Annotated in this window: 21 protein-coding genes and 1 riboswitch; of the genes, 10 read left to right on the top strand and 11 right to left on the bottom strand. The window is 42.4% G+C overall.

Annotated elements, in window-relative coordinates:
- Positions 1-5 precede the first annotated feature (5 nt).
- Entirely contained in the window at positions 6-1250 is a 1245-nt protein-coding gene (locus tag LA303_RS04680; RefSeq protein WP_240526773.1) for an aminotransferase class I/II-fold pyridoxal phosphate-dependent enzyme, read from the bottom strand.
- Positions 1251-1328: 78 nt separating this feature from the next.
- Positions 1329-2312 (bottom strand): D-alanine--D-alanine ligase, encoded by a 984-nt coding sequence (locus tag LA303_RS04675; RefSeq protein WP_240526772.1) that lies wholly within the window; start codon positions 2310-2312, stop codon positions 1329-1331.
- 179 nt (positions 2313-2491) lie between these two features.
- Between LA303_RS04675 and LA303_RS04670 the strand changes: the two genes are divergently transcribed.
- The 3 genes from LA303_RS04670 to LA303_RS04660 are packed head-to-tail and all read left to right on the top strand — an operon-like array spanning position 2492 to position 6527.
- A complete protein-coding gene (locus LA303_RS04670; RefSeq protein WP_240526771.1) occupies positions 2492-3352 on the top strand; it encodes a PASTA domain-containing protein in 861 nt (286 codons plus the stop codon).
- Entirely contained in the window at positions 3349-5484 is a 2136-nt protein-coding gene (locus LA303_RS04665; RefSeq protein WP_240526770.1) for a T9SS type A sorting domain-containing protein, read from the top strand. The genes LA303_RS04670 and LA303_RS04665 overlap by 4 nt, the downstream gene beginning before the upstream one ends.
- A 2-nt stretch (positions 5485-5486) precedes the next feature.
- On the top strand, positions 5487-6527 hold the full coding sequence (locus LA303_RS04660; protein WP_240526769.1) for an RluA family pseudouridine synthase: 1041 nt from the start codon (positions 5487-5489) through the stop codon (positions 6525-6527).
- A 14-nt stretch (positions 6528-6541) separates the two neighbouring features.
- On the opposite strand, the gene pyrH is transcribed toward LA303_RS04660, so the two are convergent.
- The 7 genes from pyrH to LA303_RS04625 form a co-directional block, all read right to left on the bottom strand.
- Positions 6542-7249, bottom strand: a complete 708-nt coding sequence (gene pyrH, locus LA303_RS04655; protein WP_240526768.1) for a UMP kinase — start codon at positions 7247-7249, stop codon at positions 6542-6544.
- A gap of 63 nt (positions 7250-7312) precedes the next feature.
- Positions 7313-8431, bottom strand: coding sequence for a GNAT family N-acetyltransferase (locus LA303_RS04650; RefSeq protein ID WP_240526767.1), 1119 nt, complete (start codon positions 8429-8431; stop codon positions 7313-7315).
- Positions 8432-8533: 102 nt separating this feature from the next.
- The gene (locus LA303_RS04645) at positions 8534-9655 is read right to left on the bottom strand and encodes a GNAT family N-acetyltransferase (RefSeq protein WP_240526766.1); all 1122 of its coding nucleotides are present in this window, start codon (positions 9653-9655) and stop codon (positions 8534-8536) included.
- A gap of 143 nt (positions 9656-9798) precedes the next feature.
- Positions 9799-12456 carry a DUF5916 domain-containing protein gene (locus LA303_RS04640; protein ID WP_240526765.1) on the bottom strand — a complete coding sequence of 886 codons (2658 nt, stop codon included), beginning with the start codon at positions 12454-12456 and terminating at the stop codon, positions 9799-9801.
- 10 nt (positions 12457-12466) lie between these two features.
- Positions 12467-13033 carry a 1-acyl-sn-glycerol-3-phosphate acyltransferase gene (locus tag LA303_RS04635; RefSeq protein ID WP_240526764.1) on the bottom strand — a complete coding sequence of 189 codons (567 nt, stop codon included), beginning with the start codon at positions 13031-13033 and terminating at the stop codon, positions 12467-12469.
- 25 nt (positions 13034-13058) lie between these two features.
- A complete protein-coding gene (locus LA303_RS04630) occupies positions 13059-13640 on the bottom strand; it encodes a lysophospholipid acyltransferase family protein (RefSeq protein WP_240526763.1) in 582 nt (193 codons plus the stop codon).
- A gap of 110 nt (positions 13641-13750) precedes the next feature.
- On the bottom strand, positions 13751-15709 hold the full coding sequence (locus tag LA303_RS04625) for a M13 family metallopeptidase (RefSeq protein WP_240526762.1): 1959 nt from the start codon (positions 15707-15709) through the stop codon (positions 13751-13753).
- Positions 15710-15911: 202 nt separating this feature from the next.
- Between LA303_RS04625 and LA303_RS04620 the strand changes: the two genes are divergently transcribed.
- Positions 15912-16997, top strand: a complete 1086-nt coding sequence (locus LA303_RS04620) for an IS4 family transposase (protein WP_240524782.1) — start codon at positions 15912-15914, stop codon at positions 16995-16997.
- Between the two features lie 380 nt (positions 16998-17377).
- Positions 17378-19663 (top strand): ATP-dependent helicase, encoded by a 2286-nt coding sequence (locus tag LA303_RS04615; RefSeq protein WP_262901567.1) that lies wholly within the window; start codon positions 17378-17380, stop codon positions 19661-19663.
- A gap of 69 nt (positions 19664-19732) precedes the next feature.
- On the opposite strand, the gene LA303_RS04610 is transcribed toward LA303_RS04615, so the two are convergent.
- Entirely contained in the window at positions 19733-20461 is a 729-nt protein-coding gene (locus tag LA303_RS04610) for a hypothetical protein (protein ID WP_240526761.1), read from the bottom strand.
- A 181-nt stretch (positions 20462-20642) separates the two neighbouring features.
- Between LA303_RS04610 and gldF the strand changes: the two genes are divergently transcribed.
- The 3 genes from gldF to LA303_RS04595 all read left to right on the top strand — a co-directional run bounded on the left by gldF (position 20643) and on the right by LA303_RS04595 (position 23674).
- A complete protein-coding gene (gene gldF, locus LA303_RS04605; RefSeq protein ID WP_240526760.1) occupies positions 20643-21371 on the top strand; it encodes a gliding motility-associated ABC transporter permease subunit GldF in 729 nt (242 codons plus the stop codon).
- Positions 21368-23113 (top strand): gliding motility-associated ABC transporter substrate-binding protein GldG, encoded by a 1746-nt coding sequence (gldG, locus tag LA303_RS04600; RefSeq protein WP_240526759.1) that lies wholly within the window; start codon positions 21368-21370, stop codon positions 23111-23113. Before gldF ends, gldG begins: the two co-directional genes overlap by 4 nt.
- Positions 23114-23185: 72 nt before the next feature.
- Entirely contained in the window at positions 23186-23674 is a 489-nt protein-coding gene (locus LA303_RS04595) for a hypothetical protein (protein ID WP_240526758.1), read from the top strand.
- Positions 23675-23863: 189 nt separating this feature from the next.
- Here the strand turns inward: LA303_RS04595 and LA303_RS04590 are convergent, their stop codons facing one another.
- Positions 23864-24763, bottom strand: a complete 900-nt coding sequence (locus LA303_RS04590) for a tetratricopeptide repeat protein (RefSeq protein ID WP_240526757.1) — start codon at positions 24761-24763, stop codon at positions 23864-23866.
- A gap of 240 nt (positions 24764-25003) precedes the next feature.
- Here LA303_RS04590 and LA303_RS04585 point away from each other — a divergent pair, with 240 nt between their 5' ends.
- Positions 25004-25492: a DUF5606 family protein gene (locus tag LA303_RS04585; protein WP_240526756.1), complete on the top strand. Its 489-nt coding sequence runs from the start codon at positions 25004-25006 to the stop codon at positions 25490-25492.
- 2 nt (positions 25493-25494) lie between these two features.
- Positions 25495-26538: a quinone-dependent dihydroorotate dehydrogenase gene (locus LA303_RS04580; RefSeq protein ID WP_262901566.1), complete on the top strand. Its 1044-nt coding sequence runs from the start codon at positions 25495-25497 to the stop codon at positions 26536-26538.
- Positions 26539-26642: 104 nt separating this feature from the next.
- Positions 26643-26738: riboswitch (TPP riboswitch) on the top strand.
- The last annotated feature ends 64 nt before the right edge of the window (positions 26739-26802 follow it).

Here is a 26802-nt window from a genome sequence, read left to right as displayed (position 1 = left end):
AGTGCTTAATCATTGGCAATCTTAAACTCTTCCGAGTATTCTTTATTGTCCAATTTTTGTTTCACTTCTTTAAAGGCTTTCACGGTATATTCCACATCTTCGAGAGTATGCACGGCAGTTGGAATAAGGCGTAAAAGGATGGTTCCTTTCGGTACTACCGGATAAACCACAATGGAGCAGAAAATATCATAATTTTCACGTAAATCGTAGGTTATCTGAGTGGCTTCCGGAATCGTTCCGTTCAACATCACCGGCGTAACCGGAGAAGCGGTTTTCCCAATATTTAATCCGGCTTCACGTAATCCTTTTTGCAAAGCATTGACGATAGTCCAGAGTTTTTCGCGGTGTTCCGGTTCTTCACGTAACATCTGCAACCGTTTCATGGCACCAATCACCATAGGCATAGGTAACGATTTTGCAAAAATCTGCGACCGCATATTATACTGCAAATACTTGATTACCCGGGTATCACCTGCGACAAAAGCACCAATTCCGGCCATGGATTTTGCAAAGGTTCCAAAATAAAGATCCACCTGATCCTGAACACCAAAATGTTCATCGGTTCCTGCACCGGTTGGTCCCATCGTTCCAAAACCATGTGCATCATCTATCAAAATACGGAACTTATATTTCTTTTTCAGCTCAACAATTTCAGGCAAGTTACCCAAATCACCAGCCATACCGTAAACGCCTTCCGTAATTAACAAGATTCCGCCGCCGGTTTTTTCTACCAGTTTGGTTGCCCGGGCCAATTCTTTTTCCAAGTTCTCCATATCATTATGCGGATAAACAAAGCGTTTTCCGAAATGGAGACGCATTCCGTCAATAATACAGGCATGGGCTTCAGAATCGTACACGATTACATCATTACGATTTACAATGGCATTGATGATCGACACCATTCCCTGATAACCGTAATTCAGCAAATAAGCGGCCGGACGGTTTACAAACGATGCCAACTGCTGTTCCAGTTCTTCGTGGTATTTAGTATGTCCTGACATCATCCGGGCGCCCATGGGATAAGCCAGCCCCCAGTCGCGTGCTGCATCAGCATCCGCTTTTCTGACTTCAGGATGATTAGCCAGTCCGAGATAGTTGTTCAGACTCCAGACCAGCCTTTCTTTCCCCATGAACATCATTTTATTGGAGATTTCTCCTTCCAGTTTCGGAAACATGTAATACCCTTCCGACTGTTTGGCATACATGCCAAGAGGCCCCATATTCACCTCACATTTATCAAAAATATCCATTTTCAGTGCTTTTAAATTCAAGGGCAAAAGTATGGATTTTCACCGAGGATACAAAAACATAAAACGAAGAGAGGCGGATTACGCTTCCTCTTCAAAAAGATTATCCACCACCATGGTAAAGAGCTCACGCAACGAAATACCAAATGCTTCGGCCTGCTGCGGAATCAGGCTATGTTCAGACATTCCGGGGATGGAATTCAGCTCCAGAAAATACAGGTCGGTATCGGTAAGAATATAGTCGAACCGGACAAAACCTTTACAATCCATTTGCCGGTAAAGCATAGACGAAAGCGTTTTAATATCCGTCTCGGCCTCCAGCGGAAGTTCTGCCGGTGTAATTTCGAGTGATTTTCCGGAATATTTGGCATCGTAGTCGAAAAACTCATTACTGGTAATGATTTCAGTAAGCGGAAATACCAGCAGTTCCTTTCTTTTTCTCACCACGCCGCAGGCAATTTCACGTCCCGGTATCGCTTCTTCAATCAGGATACGGTTATCTTCACGAAATGCACTTTCTACAGCGGCATCAAAATCTTCAGGTTTACTGACTTTTGAAACCCCCACGCTGGATCCGCTGCCCGAAGGTTTTATAAACACCGGCAATCCCAAAGCATCCAACACATCAATTTTATCAATGGGCTCTCCACGCAAAAAAGAAAAAGATGCTGCCGTTTTCACTCCAAATGACCGAATAAAACGGTTACACATAAATTTATTAAAGCTAAGTGCCGATGCATCAACGCCACAAGAGGTATATGGAATATGCAGCAGGTCGAAATAGCCCTGTAATTTTCCGTCTTCGCCGGGAGTCCCGTGTATGGCATTAAAAACGGCATCAAAACGAATGATCTTTTTGCCGTCCGTAACCGAAAAATCACTTTTGTTGACCGGTAATTTTTCGCCGTCATCCCGTAAATAAAACCACCGGTCATCTTCCATAACAATTAAAAAGAGATTGTATTTTTCCCTGTCGATGTGGGTATAGGCCATTTTTCCACTGGCCATGGAAATTTCAAATTCGCCGGAGTTTCCTCCACAAACAACGGCTATATTTTTCTTCATGGATTTAAAATTTTGGTTTTATTTACCCTGTTTTATGTTTGATATTTTCAGTCCGGCAAAAGGGTTCTGTCCTTTGCCATTCCAAATATTTTTACCTTTGCACATTATACAATAAAAACGACAGAACAAAGTTAAATTTTAAAGCCAATTTCTGGCACATTTCGGTTAAAAAATCAAACATGGGCTTTTTTTATTTTTTAGGACAAAAGAAATTCTACCTCCACTTATTGATTTCCATTGTATTAACATTGATTTTAATTTGGGGAGTGTTTCAATTTCTTAATGTTTTTACCCGCCATGGAAAAGTATATCTGGTCCCCAATTTTAGCGGACAAACTGTTTCGGAACTTGATCAAAAAGGGTTCAACCAATATTTTGATTTAATCGTTATCGATTCGGTATACGATATTCATCATGCGCCCGGTTCCATTGTCATGCAAAACCCTTTGCCTGGTGCCAAAGTAAAAAAAGGACGTCATGTGTATTTAACCATTGTGGCCAAAACCCCCGAAATGGTTAAAATGCCCGATTTAAGGAACTTATCTCTACGGCAAGCATTGGTTTTACTGGACGGAAAAGGACTACCGGTAAAAGGGCTAAAATATGTTGACTATTTTGCACGAAACGCTGTCGTTGATCAATTATTGAACGACGAGCCCATTCAGCCGGGAACAAAAATCCCGAAAGGAACACCTATTGGTTTAGTGGTAGGCAAAGGAAATAATCCGTTGCCGGTTCCGTTGCCTTTTCTTATCGGGAAAAAAGTAAAACAAGCACATGAAGCACTGCATTATGCTTCGCTCAATGTAGGAAAAGAATATTTTCTGGATGGTGATGATACCACACATGCCCGGGTTTATAAAACAGAACCCGCATACCGGAGCCGAACTTTACTGGAACTGGGCAGTCCGGTGGATATTTGGTATCGTTCGGATGAGAATTTTGATTTCAAACAATATATCCAGGAAATGTTGTCAGATTCTATTCCACAAGACTCTATTCCTCCTATGCCCGACAGCACCCAAACTTCTGCCCCATGACAAAAAAAGGATTCGGCATTATCGGACTATTCATTATTGTTTTGCCGGCTTTCTTGCAGGCTCAGGAAAGGCTAACGGGTCTGTTTTACAACAATACGGTTCATCAGGCATGGTTACAACAAAAAAACAAACCCCGCTTTAAAACGGATGAAACCGAAACAAATTACCTGTCGCTTCCCTTTTTTGACAATTTTAAAACACCAGACCCTTTTCCTGACAGTCGGCGTTGGGTAGAAAAAGCGGTATTTGTTAATAATGGTTTCGGCTATTTACCTCCAGACCAGGGAGTCGCTACTTTTGACGCGCTGGATTCCACCGGTAGTATTTACGGAAATGCCATTTCGGTACCTTTCCGGGCAGACCATTTAACTTCACAGCCTTTGCGTCTGGATTCTGTTTTTTCACCGGTTCCCCGGAAACTTACTCCTGCTGACTCGGTTTACTTAAGTTTTTATTATCAGCCTCAGGGCTATGGAGATGCTCCCGAAAAAGGCGATTCGCTTATCCTGGTTTTTCATGAATTAACAGGCGACACCGTATTTTCCCGTATCGACTCGGTGTGGGTTTCCGCTAATCTTTACCTGAAAAGCCCGCAGGATACGATTTTTCCACTGGACACCTTGCGCGGCATTTCGCCCTGCGACACCAATTTTTATCTCATCAACTACCAAACATTGGTATGGGGCGACAGTCTTCTTTTTCCGTGCGACTCGGTTTTTGCTCCGGAAAAACGCTGGGTAAAAGTCTGGAGCTCTCCGGGAATGACATTGGAACAATTCAAAGAAGAATATGGGAAAGATTTTGTTCAGGTACTGATTCCATTATCACAATCAAGTTGTTTTTATAAAGGATTTCAATTTCAGTTTTACAACAAAGCCAGCATTGCCAACAGCATTACGCCGGTTTGGCAAAGCAATGTAGATGAATGGAACGTGGATGATATTTATCTGAATGCCGGACGGTCTGCCAAAGATACCACCTACCGGGCCATTGCTTTTTCAGGAACCCATCCCAATTTTCTGAAAAGATACACGGAAATGCCTTATCGTCAATACCGTTCTGATCCTACCAACTCGCTTACTCCCGATTTTCATGTTTACATCGCCAACCGGGATAATCAGCCTCACGATATTCATTATTTTTATCAAGTGCATCAGGTAAACGGAAACTTTGGGTATGGTTACGATGGCGGCACCTGTGTTTTAAATCCCTTTTACGAAGCCGGATTTCAGGATTGTAATACCAGCTGCGGAGCAGCACAAGCCTGTCCGCCGGTCAACAGTCTTTTTTCGCTCGATTACGACCGCGATACAACATCTTACATTATCAAGCATTACATCAGTGATTCATCCGTTTCTCCTCCGCTGGTCGACTCCATGGTTTACCGGCAGGGATTTTATAACGAATACGCTTACGATGACGGAACACCGGAGTTGGGCTATTCATTGGAACCGGCAGGAGCAGAACTGGCTTACCGTTTTCAACTGAAGATAGCCGACACCTTACAGGCTGTGCGGATTTATTTCAATAAAACCAAAAGTTCGCCCACCCGCCTTTTTGATCTGATGATCTGGCGCGACAACAACGGCAAACCGGGAGAAGTGATTTACAAACAAGTTAACCAGCAGGTACATTGGGAAGATGGGCTTTACCCGTTTACCACTTACAAACTGGATACTCCTGTTTTGGTTTCCGGAACCATTTATGTGGGCTATCGTCAACAGGACCAAAGTTTAAATGTAGGATTTGATGCAAACCATGATGCCGGAGAAGACATTTTCTATTTCTCAGAAGGAGCCTGGTATCAGACAAAGTTTAAAGGCGCCCTGCTCATCCGGCCGGTAGTCGGACAAAATATGATCCTTGGCATACCAAGCCAGTCAACAAACACAGAAACCTGTAGTGTTTATCCCAATCCTGTACGAAGTCAGCTGCATTTTGCGGGCATTCTTATCGATCCGCAGCATCCGGCTATTGTAAACGTATATGATTTATTTGGACGAAAGATCATTCCACAGATCAATATGACCACGCCCTCGCTGAACGTATCGTTTCTTCCCGATGGCATGTATTTGTTGCAGCTACAATACGGAATAAAAAACTACACCATTAAATTTATTGTTAGACACTGACCATGACAGAAAAAGAACCTTATCTCATCACAAACGATGGGCTTGAATTATTTGAACATTTCCGCATTCCGGTAGATCCTGGTCAGGAGCCGTTGCGCATTGATAAATTTTTGTTTCAACGTATTGCCAACACTTCGCGAAATAAAATACAGCTGGCTGCTGCAGCCGGAAATATTTTGGTGAACGACAAAGCGGTTAAATCCAATTACAAAGTAAAACCGGGTGATGTCATTTCCGTGGTTTTGTCTCATCCGCCCCGCGACACAGAAATTCTTCCGGAAGATATTCCCGTCCAGGTCGTTTACGAAGATAAAGATGTAATTGTTGTAAATAAACCTGCCGGGATGGTTGTACACCCCGCACATGCCAATTACACCGGAACATTATTGAATGCGCTGGCCGGATATTTCAAAAAAAACAACACCAAAGAAGTTGAAAACGGATTTGGCTATCTGGTACACCGCATCGATAAAGATACCAGCGGATTGCTGCTGGTAGCCAAAAATGAACTGGCCCAGACTAAGCTGGCAAAACAATTTTTTGATCATCGCGTAAAACGAACTTATCAGGCTTTGGTTTGGGGTGACTTTGATGAAAATGAGGGAACCATTACCGGTAATCTGGGCCGGCATCCCAAAGACCGGCGAATGATGACTGTTTTTCCGGATGGATCCTACGGAAAACATGCGGTAACGCATTATCGAGTTATCGAACGTTTTGGATATGTTACCCTGGTTGAATGCCGGCTTGAAACCGGACGAACGCACCAGATCAGAGCTCATTTCCGGTATATCGGCCACCCGTTATTCAGTGACGAACGCTATGGCGGCAATCAGATTCTGAAAGGCACACTGTTTACCAAATACAAACAGTTTGTACAAAACTGCTTTAAAATACTGCCACGTCAGGCTTTACATGCCCAGACACTTGGTTTTGAGCATCCGGTTTCAGGAAAAATGCTGGAATTTTCATCTCCTATGCCGGAAGACATGCAAATGGTAATAGAAAAATGGCGGAAATATACTGCTCAGAAAGAAGCGTAGTTTTTTCCCCTGAATCAATTATGGACAACTGTTCCGATATTTTCACCGGAAACAGCTTTTTCCAGGTTTCCTTTTTGGTTCATGTCAAAAACCAGGATCGGAAGGTCATTTTCCCGGCAAAGAGTAAATGCCGTCATATCCATAACTTTCAGCTTCCTTTCGTAAGCTTCATCAAAGGTAATCGTATCAAATTTCACAGCCGTCGGATCTTTTTCCGGATCAGCCGTATAAATACCGTCCACGCGGGTTCCCTTCAGTAAAACATCGGCATGCATTTCCACTGCACGCAGGGCTGCTGCTGTATCGGTAGTAAAAAACGGATTTCCTGTTCCACCGGCTACAATAACCACAAATCCGGCATCCAATGCTTCCGTAATTTTACGGCTGCTGGCCGAATCAGCAATCCGGTCAATAGAAAGTCCGGAAAGGAGTTTTACTTTCAATCCTTGTTTTTCCAGTTCCGATTGCAGGGCCATGGCATTAATTACCGTAGCCAGCATTCCCATGTAATCGCCCTGAACCCGGTCAAAACCTTCGGCTGCCCCTTGCAATCCGCGAAAGATATTTCCACCGCCAATAACAATTCCTGTTTCTACTCCTTGTTTTACCACCGTTACAATTTCTTCGGCATAACGCGAAAGCGTTTGGGGATCAATGCCGTAAGACTTACCTCCCATGAGGGCTTCTCCACTTAATTTCAGAAGAATTCGTTTGTATTTCATGTATTCTATATTTCTGTATAATCAGAACAAAGATAAAGATTCTTTCCCTTTTTAGCCGTTTTTTCAGATTGCTTTTACAAAACAACGGCGGCGTTTATGCTGAATATGTTCAAAGTTTTTCCAGTTTGAGATGGCATTCCGGTTGGTTTCGAAAATACCGGTGGTTTCAATGGTATCAATTCCATCTTTCAGCATTTGATTTTGCACAGCCGCGTAAAGCATCACCGCAGCCCCCTGTTTTTCATATTCGGGTAAAACACCACTGAGAAAGAAATCAATTACCTTCGGATGTTTCATCGCTTTCATTAAATAATAAAATCCAAACGGGAATAATTTTCCCCGGGCTTTTTGCATGGCTTCCGAACAGGACGGAACCGTCAGCATAAAGCCAATCATTTTTTCATCCTTTTTCACAAAGAAAACATACCGGGGATTGATGGATTTCAGATATTTCCGGGTGTACATTTCCCGCATGGCTTTGTCAAAAGGAACCACATAGGGAAGTTGCTCAAACGCTTGGTTCAACACATCAAACAAATCATTCACGTAAGGAAGAAGTTCCTTGGTTTTTTTGAACTGTACCAGTTCAAAGCCAAACCGTTTCCGTAATAAAGCCGCTCCGCGGTTAGCCTTTTCCACTGCTGTTTTTCCAATATGCAACCGGAATTCAAGCCAATCGATTTCCTTTTTAAAACCATATTGCTCAATATGCTTCCGGTAATAGGGAAAATGATATACCGAGGCTACAGAAGGGATATAATCAAACCCTTCGACAAGCAAACCTTGTGTGTCCAGATTGGTAAATCCCAACGGCCCATGCACTTTTTTCATTCCCCGTTCTTTCAACCATTGTACAGCCGTATCCATCAAAGCCTTAAAGACATCGGCATCATCAAAGAACTCCAGTTTAAAAAAACGCCCGGTTTTTTCTCCTGTTTTTTCATTATACCGATGATTAATGATTGCGGCAATCCGGCCGGCCGGTTTTCCATCGCGATAAGCAATCCAAAATTCTGCGTCACAAAACCCCAAAGCCGAATTATGCCTGGGATCCATAAATTTCTTTTCATCACTGATTAACGGAGGAACCCAGTACGGATTTTCTTTATAAATCTGAAAAGGGAGATGAACAAAATCTTTTTTTTGCCTGCTGCTTTTTACGGGAAAAACCTGAACACTCATTGAATTTAATTTGTGCACAAACTTACAAAATTTACTTCCGTAAAACAGCCCGCACCCGGAGTTATTTCACGCAACACAAATCGCTAAGCAACAACAATTTAATTATTTCAGCGCTTTGACAAAACATCTTCTGCGTTTATGCTGAATATGATCGAAATTTTTCCAATGATTGATTACATGCCGGTTCGACTCGAACTCTCCGGTGGTTTCGATAATTCGTATCCCATTTCGGAGCATTTGGTCTTGCAACTCGGCATAAAGCACCACGGCTGCTCCGGTACGCTCATATTCCGGTTTTACTCCCCCCAGGAAAAGGTCGATAACATCCGGATGTTTCATTGCTTTACGCACATGATAAAAGCCAAACGGGAAAAGCTTTCCCCCCGCTTTTTGCAACGCTTCGGACAAAGAAGGAACAGCCAACAGAAATCCGATTATTTCCTCTTCTTTTTTTACAAAAAAGACATATTGCGGGTCAATAACCCCAAAATACTTTTGCGTATAAAACTTCACCATTTCTTCATCAAACGGCACCACGTAAGGCAGAGAAGTAAAAGAACGATTTACCAGCTTAAAAAGCACCGGCGCATAGGAAAGCATCTCTTTTTTCGATGTAAAGCGCATGATCTCGAGGCCAAACCTTTTTTTGATCAGTGCCGCTCCGTACCGGGCTTTTTCCACCGCTTTTTCTCCAATATTCAGACGGAATTCAACCCAGTCCGCTTCTTTTTCAAAACCATAATCTTCAAGATACTTCCGGTAATACGGAAGATGATACACCGAAGCCACAGACGGAATATAATCAAACCCTTCTATAAGCAGCCCCTGATTATCCAAATTGGTAAATCCAAGTGGCCCGTGAATATGGGTCATTCCTTTTTCTTTAACCCACGAAACCGCTTTGTTCAGCAAGGCCTTAAAAACTTCCGGATCATCAAAAAACTCCAGTTTGGAAAAACGTCCGAATTTCTTTCCTGTTTTTTCGTTGTATTGGTGATTGATAATAGCCGCAATGCGTCCTACCGGTTTGTTTTGACGATAAGCAACCCAGTATTCCACTTCGCAAAACCGCAAAGCCGGATGAGAATCGGGCAAAAGACTTTTCATCTCTTCCGATTTCAAAGGCGGCACCCAGTAAGCATTCCCTTTGTAAATCTCGAAAGGGAGATCAACAAAATCTTTTCTTTGTTTTTTATTTTTTACACGTTGTAGGGTAACGCTCATTATTTCAATTTAAATATTAGACTAATTTGTATTGAGTTAACGGGAATCATTTTATTCTGTTGTCCCTCTGATACAAAACAAACGGAATTCATATCCCCAGACAACTGCCATTTTATTTTTGATTCCCTCATTTTTAAGAAATTTTACATACTGATCCGATAAGAAAATTTAATAAGAAAAACATTCGTTGGATGAATTTTGAAAAGCTGGTCAAAATTATCACCAAAAGCAAATTCTCCGTCGCTGTTACTGTCACTACGTTCCTGCGACCAGACAAAGAAGAAAGTGGAACCCGGAACAAATTCCCAGCGCAACACCATGTTTGACCGGAACTCCATAAAACTAAAATCAGGATTATAAAATGTGTAATCCGTTTGTCCGTCACCGTTATCATCAACGATATACTCGTTATCATCCTGATTATAACTAATTTCATTATCTGCATACAGATGAAACTGCGAACGGAAATCTTTCTGGTTGGGATGGGTTACTTTTTTAAAGCCATAATAATTTCCGGAGAAAAGAAACGGCTGTCCCCAATATTCCAAAGACAAATCGGGAGTAAATGAGAAATTGATGCGTACACTGGCTGAAAAGATCGTTTTTTCAATAGAAGAAACCAGATAAAGCGACTGGTTATTAATTTCTTCCGTCGAAATATAAATTAAATCCTTTCTTGAAGTGGAATAACTTGGGCTAAGTGATAATTTTAATGCCGGAACAGGCCTGTAGGTAACATGGAAATTCCAACCGGTAGAGCGGTTAAAATCCTGATCACCTTTTCCGGTACTAAAACTGATCCCGGCCGAAAGTTTCTTTTGCCGGTTGGTTCCTACTCCACCCCAAAAGCTCCATCCGCCCGGCAACAACAAAGAAGGCCCGCCACGCAGTTCATGACGATCCAGGTTCCAACCACTGCGATAGACTCCGATGTTCAGCGTCCAGTAATTTTTAAACTGCGTATTAAAATGAAAACTGTATCCTGTGTATGTATTTTCACCTTTAAAGTCAAAACCACTTCGCTGCCCCAACCGGATACTCATTGATCGGAAAATACCAAACGGATCCCACAGCTGGTAACTGGTCCAAAAACCCTGTTTGATCATATCGGCAATACGCATGTATCCCTGATCATTTAGTTCAAGTCCGGGGCTGTACATGGTTCCGCTAATCCCAAACCGCCAGTGGCCGCCTATTTTAGCAAACTCCGTACTGGCGCCGGTACCTTGTAAAAGATGAAGCGTCGTATCCAGAGTACGAGAGCCATCCGGTTTCTGGTAATAACGTCGTGACGATTCCTGTAAATCGGTGATGGCTTCGGTAGTCCCCGAAAGGCTGCTGCCATAAGCCTTGGCACTCAAAGTATATGTTTTGTCTTTCCAGAAAGTCTGAAAATCGATTCCCCCGGTATAAGCCGCATCGGGCAGATACATCAGACTGCTGTCTTTAATAAAACGATTGGTGGCCGTTACCATTCCCCCTACCATCGTTTTTCCTTTTTTTATGTCTTTCTGAACCCGCGCATTAAAATAATTGGTCAACGGTTCGATGGTTTGCTTACTACGAACACCGGCACTGTCAATCGTGGCTTTGGTATCGTTAGTCAAACTTTCCATTACACCAACAGACCAGCCATTTCGGGTTTTTCCGGAAAGTTTCAAAGCGCCTAAAATACGGGTAGCATTCGGAACTTTTGCATACTCTCCATCTGAAAGCTCAGGATAATTGTGCGGAGCCCGGCCAATACGCCGTGAGTAAAACAGATTTTCCCGGCCATTCCGTCCACCGGCCGAAAGCGGGAAACTGAAAATATTGCTTTCTTCCACAAAAAAGGGCCGCCTTTCCTGAAAATAGGTTTCAAAAGCCGAAAGATTTACGGTGGAAGGATCCGCTTCTACCTGGCCAAAATCAGGGTTAATGGTAAAATTCAGGGTTAAATCATTGGTCACCGCAATTTTTCCGTCAAGGCCCAATGAGTAATCAGAAGTTACGCCCGGAGCAAAAGGATTACCTTCTTCCTTTTTTTCGGTGGTCAGTTTTCCGACAACATAAGGTGTTAAAGCGATCTCCTTTTTGGGATGAATGTTATCAATTCCGGTAAGTTCTCCCCAATGGCTTACCCAGCCCGACTCCGATTTTGACTGAGGCGACCAGATATCCATCTCCTGATTCCGGTATATTTTCCGGATAATCTGCAATCCCCACACATGATTTTTTGCTTTGGCAAAGCGAAGCTGAGACAAGGGAATACGCATTTCGGCCACCCATCCGAGCGAATCGATAGAGGTTCTTACGTACCAAACCGGATCCCATGTAGCATCCAGATTATCGTCATTGGTAAATTTCCCGTCCCATTTTACACCTACTGCATTGGTAGAAAAAACAAATCCGGTTAATTTATCATGATAACTGTCAATTCCCACGCCAACCCAATCGCCATCGGTTTTATCCCTACGGGAAAGAATCTTCTCAATTTTAGCCGGGTCGGTATCATAACAACGAATTCCTACATACAGGTTGTTGTTGTCATACAAAATCTTAAACGCAGTTTTTTGCGTGGGTGATTTTTCGTTATAAGGCTCAAACTGGATAAAATGATCGCCCCACGAAGCCAGCTGCCACACTTTATCATTCAAGTGTCCATCAATAACCGGAGGTTTTCCTTTTATTTCCACAGCCTGGTAAACTGCTCTTTTCTGCTGTGCCACAACAGAAAAAGGAAACAAAACAATGAAAAGCAAAAATACTTTCAGACTCCCCGGTTTAAACAGGATAGAAGTATATCGTCTTTTTTCAGCCATTTTTACCTCTTCATTTTTTCTGATAAACGTCACTTAAGTTATAACGTTCGGGATGACGGGCATGAAAATCGCGATAAAACCGTTCGATTTTTTTCATGTCTTCATCAAAATTTCCAGTGGGGTAAAACAACGGCCCCACTCCGCCTTTCTTATATTTATAGTCAATAAAAGCCATCACCACCGGCACTTCGTTTTGCAATGCAATTTGATAAAATCCTTTTTTCCAACGGTCAACTTTCTTACGGGTTCCCTCAGGAGTAATGACCAGAAAAAAAGAATCGTTGGCTTTAAAATGATCAAATATTTCAAGTAATAACCGGGTAGGCCGGGTTTGCCGTACCGGTTGTCCGCCCAAAGCCTTTAACAACCAACCCAAAGGGCCAATAAAATATTTTTCATTGATCATAAAACGCACCGGAATATCCAATACCCAAAAAGCCAACCGGCCGTAAACAAAATCCCACAACGAAGTGTGAGGTGCCACAATAATAACTGCTTTCTGCACATCTTCCGGAATCTTCCCCGTAATTTCCCATCCCAGCAAACGGCATAAAATCAGATTGGCAACTTTTTGCATATCCACGTGCTTAAGGCGTGCAAAATTAGGAAATATCCCGATTGCTTTCATTAAGGTATTGCGGGCTCAGACTAAATTTCTCAGGAAACTTTGCTGTTATCCCTTTATAAAAAGACTCTATCTTTTTCAGGTCTTCTTCATAATTTCCGGTAGGATGCAACAAGGGCCCGATTATTCCGATTTTACGTTTATAATCAATGGCCGTAAGCAAAATAGGAACTCCGGCTTTCACCGCAATAAAATAGTAACCTTTCTTCCAGGTTTTGTTTAACGAACGGGTTCCTTCCGGCGTAATGGCCAGATTCAGTTTATCTTTTTCCTGAAAAAGTTTGGCCAATGCATCCACCTTGCTCAGATTTCCGCTACGATCAATGGGAATGGCACCAAGCCATCGCAACAGCGGACCAAGCGGCCAGAAAAACAACTCTTTTTTAATCACCACATTCACCCGGACACCGATAGAGGTAATCAACAGCATACCAATGGGATAATCCCAATTCGAAGTGTGCGGTGCTTCGACAATCAACAGTTTATCGTAGCCGACCGGCGCTTCACCTTCAAGCCGCCAGCCAAAAAGTTTTAAAATCCACTTTGAGAACTTTTCCATGGGGCAAAAATAATGATTTCCTGTAGAATAAAAGACGAAAAAAGCCGGCTCCGTTCAAAACAAAAGGAGATTACGAAATCTTGCCGTAATCTCCTTTTGTTCCTGTTTTGTTACCAGATATATGCCCGGTCTTTCGGAGGAATATACAATTTGTCTCCGGGCTTAATATCAAAAGCCTTGATGAAAACATCCATATTGAATGGCGGGATATTCACGCGGGCTTCTCCCGGACTGTGCACATCGGTTTTCAGGCGTTTGGCCAATTCCTGCGGACGAATATTTTGCCGCCACACCTGAGCATATGCTATAAAAAAGCGCTGGGTTCCGGTAAAACCGTCAATAACCGGAGGTTTTTTTCCGTTCAAAGCCATTTGATAAGCGTCGTACGAAATATTCAGGCCTCCCAAATCGGCTATGTTTTCACCCATGGTCATTTGGCCGTTAATATGTAACGAGTCAAGAAGCGTGTAATGATCGTACAACTTGGCCAGTTTTTCGGTTTTGGCTTTAAACCGGCGGGCATCAGCAGCCGTCCACCAGTTTTTCATGTTTCCGTTTTTATCGTATTTGCGTCCCTGATCGTCAAAGCCGTGCGTCATTTCATGCCCAATCACCATGCCAATGGCACCATAATTTACAGCATCGTCAGCGTCTTTGTTAAAGAAAGGCGGTTGTAAAATTCCTGCCGGGAAAACAATTTCATTGTTCGACGGATTATAATAGGCATTTACCGTTTGCGGTGTCATTCCCCATTCGGATTTATCCACCGGTTTCCCCACTTTATTCAAATTATATTCAAACTCGAATTTACTGGCATTCATTATGTTCTGGAAATAATTATCCGGAACCACTTCCAGTTTTGAATAATCTCTCCATTTATCAGGGTAACCTACTTTTACGGTAATAGCTTTCAGTTTCTCTATGGCTTTTTTCTTGGTCGTATCACTCATCCAGTCGAGCTTACGAATCCGGTCGGCAAAAGCCAGTTTCAGGTTATTCACCAGTTTCAGCATCCGCTCTTTTGATTCAGGCGGGAAATATTTGGCCACATAAAGCTGACCGAGTGCTTCACCAAGACCCGATGAAGTAGCTCCCATCACCCTTTTCCAGCGGGGACGCATTTTTTCCTGTCCCGACATGGTTTTTCCGTAAAAATTAAAATTCTCCTGAACAAACTTTTTACTCAGATAAGGTGCGGCATCACTCAGCACATTCCACTCAAAATAAGCCTGCCACACTTTCACAGGAGTTTCTTCTAAAAGCTGGCTCATACCGGTAAAAAAGCGGGGTTGTCCCACATTGATTTCTCCCGGATCTTGCAATCCGATACCGGTAAAATAAGCTTTCCAGTTCAACCCGGGTGCCAGCTTCTGCAGCTTGTCCAGCGGCATTTTATTATAATTCTTTTCCGGGCTTCTCAGCTCTTGCCGGGTAAACGATGTTTTAGCCAGTTGTGTTTCGAGTGCCATCACTTCAGCTGCTTTTTTATCGGCTGTTTTAGCATCATCACCTTTCAGACGAAACATATTGGCAATATGTTTCTGATATTTCTGCCGCAACTTTTTATTGGTGGGAGTGTCTTCGGTATAATACGAAACATCGGGCAAGCCCAATCCGCCCTGATACAAATTGGCAATCTCCATGGTACTGTTTTTTTCATCAGCACCGGCATAGAAATAAAACAGCGGATGTACGCCAATAGTATGCAAATGAGCCAGTTCTTGTTGTACCTGTTGTTTGTTTTTAATGGCAGCAATTCTTTCCAGCTCAGGTTTTACCGGATTGATTCCTTGTTTTTCAATCCTTACTGTATCCATTCCGCTATTATAGAAATCTCGAATTTTTTGCTCTATACTTCCCGGCTTTACGTTCTTCTTTTGAGCAATCTCATCCACCAGCGCTTTTAACTCTTTCTGGTTGTTTTCGTACAACACTGTAAACGCCCCGTATTGGCTGTACTCAGGCGGAATGGGATGACTCTTGATCCATCCGCCATTGACGTATAAATAAAAATTATCGCCCGGCTTTACAGAGGGATCCATATTGGCCGGATTAATGGCTTTTGTCATAGCTTCTTGTTTTGTTGTTTTCTTTTGGTTTTGATGACAACAGGCCGTAAGCCCGAAGGCGAAAAGTCCTGCCAAAATCATCAGAGGGCTTAGTACATGACAAAAAATAAATCACTGATAATCAGCAAAATAACCCTTAAAAAGTTTGGATAAAACATTGGTATTCAGTATCTTAGACGAATATTTACCAAGTATTTGTCAGATGAAGAATACCAATGTCAGCAGTAAAGATAGTCATTTAGTTTCAGTTTTAAAGGAACATTTTGAAGGCAGGCTGAATTTAGCCCGGATAAAATTCATATCATTATTCATTATTGCTTTAACAAAAGTAAGGACTGTTCATTTTGAGAGCCTGGCAAGGGGATTTGATACTCAGGCAGAAGAAAGTTCTTCCTTGCGCCGTATCCAACGATTTATCTCATCCTATTCTCTTGATTCTGATTTAATCGCAAAATTAATTTTCAGTTTATTGCCCCACAAAGAACGATTAACACTTTCTATTGACAGAACCAATTGGAAGTTTGGCAAAACAGACATAAACATCTTTATGCTTGGCATAGTGTATCAGGGAGTAGCCTTTCCATTATTGTTCAGTATGTTAAAAAAACGGGGTAATTCCAATTCGCAGGAAAGGATAAACCTGATTGAACGATACATCAACCTTTTTGGAAAAGGTACGATAGAATGTATTGTTGCAGACCGGGAATTTGTTGGTGAAAAATGGCTTAAGTATCTTAACAATAATAACCTGCACTATTATATTCGTATCAGAAATAATTTTAAAGTTTTTGTTCCCAGAAAGAATAAAACCATTAAGGCATTTTGGTTATTCAATGCATTCAGGATAAATGAGTTTGTATATTACCCCAACATTGTAGAAGTAAACGGACAGTTGTGCTATTTGTCCGGAAGCAAATTACATAACGGAGAATATCTAATTCTGGTATCATTTACCAAACCGGAAAAGGCTGATGATTACTATAAACAACGATGGCAAATAGAAATGACCTTTAAAGCCATGAAATCAAGCGGTTTCGATATTGAAAAAACACACCTTTCAGATATCAAAAGAATTGAAAAACTCGTCTTGTTGATTATGGTTGCTTTTGTCTGGGTTTACAAAGTGGGTATTCATATCCATCAAAATATCAAACCGATTAAAATTAAAAAACACGGTAGAAAAGCAAAAACAATCTTTAAAACAGGTCTCGACTTTATTACAAAATGCTTTCTTAATGATAGTTATACTCCTGAGTTCAATATCTTCCAATTTTTGTCATGTACTTAGATCAGAGGGTATTTTTTCATTCTCATTTGCTTTAATTTTTGTTTTACAGATAAACTGAAAATTATCCTTATTGAATTGATTCTTGATTTTCGAAGAAAAAATCCGGGAAAAGAAAATTTCTTCCGAACCGTTTTTCTTTTTTTGAAAACGCAGGCAAAGGTAAAAAAACATTGACTCTTTTTGCTTGAGCACTCCACACAACAAAACGGTTTTCCGGCAAAACGGACAGAAGCAATTGTTTCGGGCATCCGCCCGAACGATGAAAGGCGTCCCATTTTTTCATCAAAAAAAACAGGAAATTGTTCATAACCTGTAGACAGCTTTTCAACAGACAAAACCAATAAAAATTACTTTTGCACAGCAGAAAAAGAGAACGAAGCGTGAAAGATTTTTTAAAAGATTTAAACAAAGAACAATACGATGCCATGGTGCACACCGACGGCCCCTCCATGGTCATCGCCGGTGCCGGTTCCGGAAAAACAAGAGTGCTTACTTATCGCATTGCCCACCTGTTGTCAAAAGGCGTCGACCCGTTTCATGTACTGGCCCTGACTTTTACCAACAAAGCCGCCCGTGAGATGAAAGAACGTATCATTCAGCTGATTGGCGATGGGGAAGCCCGGAATGTCTGGATGGGAACATTCCACTCGGTTTTTGCAAAAATTTTGCGACTGGACGGGCATCACCTGGGGTATCCGTCACATTTTACCATTTATGATACCGACGACAGCAAAAAACTCATCCGAACCATTATTGGCGAAATGAATCTCGATCCCAAAGTTTATGCTCCCAATTTTGTCCGTAACCGGATCTCCATGGCCAAATCACACCTGATCAACCCAAAACTTTATGCTGAAGATCCGGAAATCCAAAGTGCCGACGAAAGCATGGCCAAACCATTGGTTAAAGAAATTTATGCCGCTTACCAGGCCCGGCTGAAACGATCAGATGCCATGGATTTCGATGATTTGCTTTTTAACACCTACATTCTTTTTCGTGACTTTCCGGAAGTACTTTTCAAATACCAGAAAAAATTCCAGTACATCCTGGTGGATGAGTATCAGGATACCAACCATGCACAATATCTCATTGTAAAAAAGCTGGCGGCCAAATACGAAAACATTTGTGTGGTAGGCGATGATGCACAAAGTATTTATGCCTTCCGCGGCGCTAATATCCAGAACATCCTGAACTTCCGGAAAGACTATCCCGATTATAAGCTCTTTAAGCTGGAACAAAACTACCGTTCTACCAAAACAATCGTAAAAGCAGCCAACAAAGTCATTACCCACAACAAAGAGCAAATCAAAAAAACGGTTTGGACCGAAAACGAAGACGGAGAGAAAATTGGTTTCATCAAAGCGGTAAGCGATAACGAAGAAGGAAAGCTGGTGGCCGATGCCATTTTTTCCACAAAAATGAACCATCAGCTGGCCAACAGCGACTTTGCCATTTTATACCGCACCAATGCCCAGTCGCGGGCCATGGAAGAATCGTTGCGCAAACTGAACATTCCATACCGGATTTATGGGGGGCAGTCGTTTTATAACCGTAAAGAAATCAAAGACCTGCTCGCCTATTTTCGGGTTGTGATTAACCCCAACGATGAAGAAGCCCTGCAGCGGGCCATCAGTACTCCTTCGCGCGGAATCGGGAAAACCACCATGCAGCGCATTATTGTAGCTGCCGACGAACACGGTGTAAGCATGTGGGAAATCATCAGCAATCCTCAAAAATATGATATAAAGATCAATTCCGGCATCGCCAACAAACTCAACGGCTTTACGACCATGATCAAAAGTTTTGCCGCTGAAGTAAAAAAGAAAGATGCTTACGAAGCTGCCAGTACTATTGCCAACCAATCGGGACTGCTAAAAATGTTAAAAGATGAAGACACGCCCGAAGCCGACAACCGCATTGAAAACATTGAAGAGCTGCTGAACAGCGTAAAAGAATTCAGTGAAAGAGGCGCTGAAGCCCACGAAGGAGATCTGGAATCGCAGGGAACACTGGAAGAATTTATGCAGGAAGTTGCCCTGTTTACCGATGCCGATAAAGAAGATGACGATAATGACAAAGTAGCACTAATGACCATTCATGCTGCCAAAGGGCTGGAATTTCCTTACGTGTTTATTGTCGGATTGGAAGAGAATCTCTTTCCGGCTGTACAGTCAGTCAGCACCCGCGCCGAACTGGAGGAAGAACGCCGGTTGTTTTACGTAGCACTGACCCGGGCCATGAAAAAAGTAACCCTTTCGTATGCCGAAAGCCGCTATCGCTGGGGACAGTTTTCTTTTTCGGAACCCAGCCGTTTTTTAGAAGAAATTGACGAAAGTCTGTTAGACATTCCCCACAAAAGCCACATTCCGGCGCCACAACCGGCATCAAATGACTTCCGGCAGAAAAATACAGGTTACCGCCCGGTAAAAAGAAAACTCAAGCCGGTACAAACGGCAACTTCCGGCAGAAAAACCGAAAGCCGGCATGAAGAAGATGACATGAGCGGACTCATGGCCGGCATGGAAGTGGAACATGCCAAATTCGGCAAGGGGAAAGTGATTTCGGTGGAAGGAAGCGGACCGAACAAAAAAGCCACCGTATTTTTTAACGGGGTCGGAAACAAAAACCTGCTCCTGCGTTTTGCCCGTCTAAAGATTTTGAAATAATAAAAAACCGGGGACATCCAAAAAGCAACCATTCTTGCAGCTTTTTGGACGTCCCCGGGAAAATACTCATTACCGTTTGAGCACCGACAAAAACCGGGCTTTCACTTTACCCATCATTTCTGTAATATTTTCAATGCTTACATCCAGCACGGATGCCACCTGTGCTTCATTCAATTTCCCGAAAACAACATAATCAACCACAGCACGACTGGTCTCGGGCAAATCAGAATAAGCTTTTCCTAACCGTTTTTTCTCTGTTTCGGTCAGTGGCTCATCGTTATCTTTCAAAGCCAACGCCTGGGCAATCTCTTCAATCTGGTCTTCTTCAATCAGGATCAGGTTTTCTCCATATTCATCCTGATGGTAAGAGATGTCATCCAGCTCTTCGAGTAGCACCAGCTCTCCTTCGGCATCCACCACATATTGCTCATCCAACGCTTTCATCTCGTTTTCCCAAAGCGTTTCTGTGGAAATCCGGGCACGTTCACCCGATTCTTTTTCTTTCCACTCATTCAATATCTTTTTGGCAATGCCAAACATGCGCGCTTTCAGATAATTTTCGTCATAAGGTTCCCGGTTTTGTTCCCGGAAAATTCTCAGGTAAACTTCATCCACAAGTCCCTGTGCCGAATACATGTTTTTCGGCAATTCACCCCGGAATTCCATTTGCCGGATTTTATGATGAATTACTTTCCGGAAATGGGGCATAAATTCAAACAGTATCTTGTTGAATGCAGCCTGGTTTCCTGCCGCTTTATGTGTATTCAGTTCGTTTAATTTTTCTTTTGTATTTTGCATTTGAACTGTCATTTTTTCTTCCTCCTTTCTTTGTCAATGATAATTTTAAGCTAAAAACAGTACGACAAAAAAAATACCAAACCGGATTTAAAGAAAATAAACCGCCAGAAACAACAGGAAAAGAATTTTTTCCGGCAGGTGCGAAAAACCGTATTTTTGCGTTTTCTAAAAAACCGCAGTGATGGGTGCATTGTACAAAAAAGAAATTCTCGGATTTCTTGGAAACCTGACAGGGTGGATTGTAATTGCTGTTTTTTTAACAGTCACCGGTTTGTTTTTGTGGGTGCTTCCTGGCCAGATGAACGTACTGGAAAACGGTTATGCCAATTTATACGGACTCTTTTCTCTGGCCCCGTTTGTTTTTCTTTTTCTTGTACCGGCTGTTACCATGAACAGCATTGCTGAAGAACAGCGCAGTGGCACCATCGAGTTACTGTTGGTACGCCCTGTCAGTGACAGCCGGATTATCACAGCCAAATTTTTTGCGGCTTTCACACTGGTGGTTTTTGCGCTCCTCCCCACCCTGATTTATTACTTCTCGGTCTGGCAGCTGGGTTTTCCGAAAGGCGATATTGACTCCGGCGGATTTTGGGGCTCCTTCATCGGGTTGCTTTTTCTTGGAGCAGCTTTTACAACAACAGGAATTTTTGCTTCCGCACTTTCGCGCAATCCGGTTATCGCCTTTTTAACGGCAGTCGTCATCAGCGCTTTTATGTACATGGGATTTGATTTTATCGCTCCTTTTTTTGGCCGTAATGCGCTTTTTATCCAACAACTGGGAATCAGCGCACACTACGCCTCCATGAGCCGCGGTGTGATTGACACCCGCGATGTGATCTACTTCCTCAGCCTGGATATTCTTTTTCTTTACAGCAGCATTTATCTTTTGGGAAGGAGGAAATGGAAATGAAAAAAAAGGTCCAACTTCCCGGTAAAAAGATTGAACGCCGGTACCGCCGGCGGTTTCTATGGGTCATCATCCTGATCATTGCGGCCAACTGGCTGGGATCTTTCTATTTTACACGAATTGACCTTACCACCGACAAACGTTTTACGCTTGCCGATGTTTCAAAACAGATTTTAAAAAAACTGGATGACCCGCTTACCATTACTGTTTATCTGAAAGGAAAATTCCCCCCCGGATTTCAGCGTCTTGCCGTGGAAACACGCGAAATGCTGGAAGAACTACAGGCTTATCAGCGCCAGGTGCGTTTCCGTTTTGTCAATCCGTCGAAATCTTCCGATCCTAAAAAAAGAGTGGCTTTTTACCGTCAACTCATGGACAAAGGACTTATTCCCACCAACTTACAGGTAAAAACCAAAAACGGAATGGAACAACAAACCATTTTCCCCGGAGCCCTTCTTCAATATCACGACCGGGAAATTGCGGTGTCCTTACTGAGTAATGAACGAAATATTCCTCCGGACCAGGTACTCAACCACTCCATCGAAAATCTGGAATTTGTTTTTGTCAACGCCATTCACCAACTGGAACAAATAAAAAAACCAGCCGTAGCTTATCTCATCGGACAGGGTGAACCCCGTGGAAAAAGAGTAACCGACATCATGAACACACTTCATGAAAATTATGACCTGAAGTTTGTCCGCATTGACACAATTCCCAATGCTTTGTTGCAAAAACGAAAAGGCAGTATTCTCCCCCGTTACCGGGCTTTGATCATAGCCAAACCGCAAAAGCCTTTCTCCGAAAAAGAAAAACTAATGATCGACCAATACATCATGTACGGCGGGAAAGTACTTTGGCTGATCGACCCGGTTTTAGCCAGCATGGACAGCATCAAAATGGCGGAAACAACGGTTTCTATCGACCTGAACCTTGGATTGCAGGAAATGTTATTTACTTACGGCGTACGGCTTAACAAAGACCTGTTGTTGGATTTAAATGCGGTACCCATTCCCGTGCGAACCGGAGAAATTGGCGGGCAGGCTCAGGTTCAGCTTCTTCCGTGGTATTATTATTTACTGGTTACGCCTCGCTCAAAAAATCCGGTCGTACGCAATTTAAACAGCATTGAAATGGACTTTGCCAGCAGTATCGACACGCTTTCAGTAAAAGGAATAAAGAAAACCGTTCTGTTAAAAACATCGCCTTATTGCGGCGTAGAAAAAGTTCCGGGCATCATCAGCCTGGCTATTCTGCGCGCCAAGCCCTCTCCGCAGTTTTTTAGAGGTCCTGCACGTTTTGTAGCTGTGCTGCTCAGCGGGAAATTCCCTTCCGATTTTCAAAACCGGTTGGTTTCCGGCTTAAAAAGCAAGCTATTTCCGTTTAAAAAACAAAGTGTACCTACACAAATGATCGTGGTTTCGGACGGTGACGTTTTACTCAGCCAGCTTAAAATCCCCGATGGTTATTCTCTGCCTTTAGGATACAATCAGTTTACCCGGCAGACTTACGGAAATAAAGATTTTATTCTAAATGCGCTGAATGAACTTACCGACGGCCCCGGCCTGATCGCTTTGCGTACACGTGAATTCAAATTACGCCTGCTCGACAAAACCAAAGTCAACAATCAGGCATTGCAATGGCAATTGATCAACGTGGCAGGTCCGTTACTGATGATTCTCCTTTTTGCTTTTGCATTTACGGTATGGCGTAAAAGAAAATACGGAAGAAAAAAAGCCGGACAATAAATTTTCTACCCGAAGCTAAAAAAATCGTTCCTTCAGAACATTAGACATCTAAGGACTTAAAATGCCTAAAGTTTGAAGTGCCTGAAGTGGGAAATCCCAAAAAACAAAAAATCAAATCACAAAAAAATTCCAAAAATCAACTTCTTTTGTCCTTCTGAGCAACGCGAAGAATCTATTTTAACTACTGCCAGTCTTTTGAGATCCTTCACTTCGCTTCGCTCCGTTCAGGACGACAATGGAAATGCGAATAAAGTATTGAAAATCAACCAACCACCAGTGACCAATGACCAGTTTGAAATTCCAAAAAGCAAAAAAGCAAATCACAAAAAAATCCCAAAAATCAACTTCTTTTGTCCTTCTGAGCAACGCGAAGAATCTATTTTAACTACTGCCAGTCTTTTGAGATCCTTCACTTCGCTTCACTCCGTTCAGGACGACAATGGAAATGCGAATAAAGCATTGAAAATCAACCAATCACCAGTGACCAATGACCAGTTAGAAATCCCAAAAAGCAAAAAATCAAATCACAAAAAATCCCAAACGCAAAATACAGAACACTAAACAACTGATAATCAACCACTACCAACTCATCGTTTTACTCTTATCGTTCATCTTTTCCCAATGACCAGTGACCAATGTCCCCTTTTTCCCGCTAAGGCATACTAAACTAAAACATCCCACATCTTCACATCCCACATCAAAAATCTCCCATCCTCACATCCTTCCATCTCCACATCCAAACATCCTTCATCACTTCCCTTCCTTCTTCAGCTTATCGGCCAGATGCTGATAGTATTTTGCTTTGGAACGGTCATCAAGCCGGGCATAAATGTTTCCGAGATAACGGGCATTTTCCGATGTAGGCTGCAAGACATAAAGCCGGCGAAAATAGGTCAATGACTTTTTAAAATCGACCGTTACTATTTTAAATGCGTTTAATAAATGGGCATACTGACTGCGGGTTTTGTTTTTGCTGTAAGCTTTCATTTCTGCCTGATACCGGTTTTCAGCCCGCCAAAAATATTTTTTTGCTTCATAATCCAACGCCACTGTATTTTTCGGATCCTTTTTTAAGAGCATCGGAGCCAGGGTATCCGCTGCTTTTTCCCGGTTCAAGGCAATATTGGCTTTAAGCAACTCGGCAAGATGAGAAGTGTCTGTTTGAAATGATGCAGGTAATTTTTTCCATAAATCAAGTGCTTCCTGCCAATTTTCACTTTCGATGTAAGTTTCAAAAAGCCGTTCCTGCATGGGAACAATATTTTTATCGTGGGGGTATTTCTTCACATACCTTTCCAAGGTGGTGATTTCGAGTGAAAGGTTATCGATTTTACGATAGAGTTTGGCCAGTTCTACAAAAGCTTCCGGAGTTGCCGACGCCGAATAAGTTGCTTTTTCCAGCAGCTGCCGGGCCAGGTCATCTTTTCCCAGTTTCAACGCAGCCTGTGCCGCATCATCATATACCGTACACTGGGTTCCTTTATTCCGTTTTTCGTATTTGGCAATGGTTTTGCTCCACAGTGCAAGGGCCGTCTGATAATCTCCCTTTTTAAAAGCCGCCATGGCTTTATCCCTGCCTTTGGCATCCACCTGAAAAGTAAATACGGTAACCAACACCGCTACCACCATCAATCCTTTAAGTATTTTCATGCAATCCCTTTTTTTTAAGGGGCAAAAATAGAATTATTTTCGGGATGGTTTTCTGCCTTAAAAGCAAACAGTCTAAAGCAATGAATCCGCGAAAAATATATGTTCCCCGGTATAAACCGCTGTTCCTGTTTTCTTTGTTCCATGAACAGCAGTTTTTTCTCATCAAAAAAAAATTTAACGATTTTTAAAAGCAGGCAGCGATAAAGAAAAGTTTATTTTTGTAAAAAATTTTTTTGATCTATGGATTTAAGCAAGATTTTGTCAATTGCAGGCAAGCCCGGTTTATATAAACTGGCCGGCGAAGCAAAAAACAACCTGGTTGTCGAATCGCTTACCGACGGTAAGCGGATGCCGGCTTTTGCCCATGAACGCATTAGTTCGTTACAGGAAATCAGTATTTATACAACAGGAGAAGATTTACCGCTTCACGATGCGTTGAAAATGATCTTTGACAGTACAGGCGGACAACCGGTGGAAAATCCCAAAAAACTGTCTTCCAATCAATTGAAATCGCTTTTTGAAAAAGCTATACCCGATTACGATAAAGACAGTGTATATGTTTCTGACATGAAAAAGGTGTTTACCTGGTACAATCTTTTACTCGAAAAAGGGTTACTCGACTTTAGCGAAGAAGAAGAAAGCGATAACGAAGAAAACAACAAGAAAGAGCAGGAAGACCAGAAAACAACAGAAGAAAACGAAAAAACATCTTCTGAAGATAAAAAATAAAAATGGTGTACAAAACCTTTGTCAGGCCGTTGCTTTTTCGCTTTGATCCTGAAAAGGTTCATCATTTTGTGGGTTTTACTTTACGATTTGCCTTCAGCATTCCGGGTATTGCCGGGGCAGTCCGTTATTTTTTCTCTGTAAACCATCCAACACTGGAACGCAGCATTGCCGGATTGCATTTTTCAAATCCGGTAGGTATTGCTGCCGGTTTTGACAAAGATGGAAATTTGTTTGATGCTCTGGGAAATTTTGGTTTTGGTTTTGTAGAAGTCGGGGCTGTAACACCGGTGGCACAACCCGGAAATGAAAAACCCCGTTTATTTCGCCTGCCTGTCGATCAGGCGCTTATCAACCGGATGGGATTTAATAATCCCGGAGTGGAAATCATCAGGCAACGGCTGAGAAAAAGGAAAAACCAATCGTTGATTGTTGGGATCAACCTGGGAAAAAATACCCAAACGTCTAATGATCAAGCAGTAAATGACTATGTCCAGCTTTTTGAGCAGTTATTTGATACCGGCGATTATTTCGTGGTCAATGTCAGTTGTCCCAATGTAACCGACCTGCGTGAACTACAGGATGCCAAAATGCTGCGGGATATTTTAACCCGCCTGCAGCAGATAAACCAAAAGAAAAAACACGCCAAACCCATCTTTTTAAAAGTTTCTCCCGACCTGAACAACCACCAGCTGGACGAGGTAATTCAGCTGATCCGCGAAACAAACATTGCCGGCGTTGTTGCGGTAAACACCACAACCGAACGAAAAGGACTGAAGTCCTCTTCCGAAAAAATAAACTCCATTGGCCGGGGCGGGCTCAGCGGAAAACCTTTGCAAAAAAGAGCTTTGGAGGTGGTCCGGTATCTTTCGGAAAAATCAGGAAAAGCATTTCCCCTCATCGGTGTCGGAGGTATTTTCACGCCACAGGACGCACTGGAGATGTTCCGTGCCGGTGCTGATCTGATCCAGGTTTATACCGGATTTATTTACGAAGGACCATGCATTGCCAAAAGAATCAATCAGGCTATTTTAAAAAATAAAATCTGATTACCAACTGTTTATTTCAGGCAAAATCAAACTCCGGAGCCAACTTTTTCCGGAAAAAACACATCTCATTTTCTTTCGCTTAAAAAAATATTTACTTTTGCCCCATCAACCAATAGGGGTGCCTTAATACACGGGCTGAGATCAAACCCTCTGAACCTGATGCGGGTAATGCCGCCGTAGGAAAGAGAAATTACACAACCCATTCAGGCGAACCTCTGTTGATTTAATTCACTTAAATCAATTGAGCTATGCGTTATTTAAAAA

Source organism: Candidatus Sulfidibacterium hydrothermale, from assembly GCF_020149915.1.
In the GTDB taxonomy this organism is placed as follows: domain Bacteria; phylum Bacteroidota; class Bacteroidia; order Bacteroidales; family F082; genus Sulfidibacterium; species Sulfidibacterium hydrothermale.
This window is presented reverse-complemented; position numbering and strand designations above follow the sequence as displayed.

What these genes read in the sequence shown, in the direction of transcription:
- LA303_RS04660 (WP_240526769.1), top strand. Translation starts at nt 5,487, where the DNA reads ATGACAGAAAAAGAACCTTATCTCATCACAAACGATGGGCTTGAATTA.
- LA303_RS04650 (WP_240526767.1), bottom strand. Translation starts at nt 8,431, where the DNA reads ATGAGTGTTCAGGTTTTTCCCGTAAAAAGCAGCAGGCAAAAAAAAGAT.
- LA303_RS04680 (WP_240526773.1), bottom strand. Translation starts at nt 1,250, where the DNA reads ATGGATATTTTTGATAAATGTGAGGTGAATATGGGGCCTCTTGGCATG.
- LA303_RS04635 (WP_240526764.1), bottom strand. Translation starts at nt 13,033, where the DNA reads ATGCAAAAAGTTGCCAATCTGATTTTATGCCGTTTGCTGGGATGGGAA.
- gldG (WP_240526759.1), top strand. Translation starts at nt 21,368, where the DNA reads ATGAAAAAAAAGGTCCAACTTCCCGGTAAAAAGATTGAACGCCGGTAC.
- LA303_RS04625 (WP_240526762.1), bottom strand. Translation starts at nt 15,709, where the DNA reads ATGACAAAAGCCATTAATCCGGCCAATATGGATCCCTCTGTAAAGCCG.
- LA303_RS04665 (WP_240526770.1), top strand. Translation starts at nt 3,349, where the DNA reads ATGACAAAAAAAGGATTCGGCATTATCGGACTATTCATTATTGTTTTG.
- LA303_RS04645 (WP_240526766.1), bottom strand. Translation starts at nt 9,655, where the DNA reads ATGAGCGTTACCCTACAACGTGTAAAAAATAAAAAACAAAGAAAAGAT.
- LA303_RS04620 (WP_240524782.1), top strand. Translation starts at nt 15,912, where the DNA reads ATGAAGAATACCAATGTCAGCAGTAAAGATAGTCATTTAGTTTCAGTT.
- LA303_RS04590 (WP_240526757.1), bottom strand. Translation starts at nt 24,763, where the DNA reads ATGAAAATACTTAAAGGATTGATGGTGGTAGCGGTGTTGGTTACCGTA.
- LA303_RS04670 (WP_240526771.1), top strand. Translation starts at nt 2,492, where the DNA reads ATGGGCTTTTTTTATTTTTTAGGACAAAAGAAATTCTACCTCCACTTA.
- LA303_RS04585 (WP_240526756.1), top strand. Translation starts at nt 25,004, where the DNA reads ATGGATTTAAGCAAGATTTTGTCAATTGCAGGCAAGCCCGGTTTATAT.
- pyrH (WP_240526768.1), bottom strand. Translation starts at nt 7,249, where the DNA reads ATGAAATACAAACGAATTCTTCTGAAATTAAGTGGAGAAGCCCTCATG.
- gldF (WP_240526760.1), top strand. Translation starts at nt 20,643, where the DNA reads ATGGGTGCATTGTACAAAAAAGAAATTCTCGGATTTCTTGGAAACCTG.
- LA303_RS04610 (WP_240526761.1), bottom strand. Translation starts at nt 20,461, where the DNA reads ATGCAAAATACAAAAGAAAAATTAAACGAACTGAATACACATAAAGCG.
- LA303_RS04640 (WP_240526765.1), bottom strand. Translation starts at nt 12,456, where the DNA reads ATGGCTGAAAAAAGACGATATACTTCTATCCTGTTTAAACCGGGGAGT.
- LA303_RS04675 (WP_240526772.1), bottom strand. Translation starts at nt 2,312, where the DNA reads ATGAAGAAAAATATAGCCGTTGTTTGTGGAGGAAACTCCGGCGAATTT.
- LA303_RS04580 (WP_262901566.1), top strand. Translation starts at nt 25,495, where the DNA reads ATGGTGTACAAAACCTTTGTCAGGCCGTTGCTTTTTCGCTTTGATCCT.
- LA303_RS04630 (WP_240526763.1), bottom strand. Translation starts at nt 13,640, where the DNA reads ATGGAAAAGTTCTCAAAGTGGATTTTAAAACTTTTTGGCTGGCGGCTT.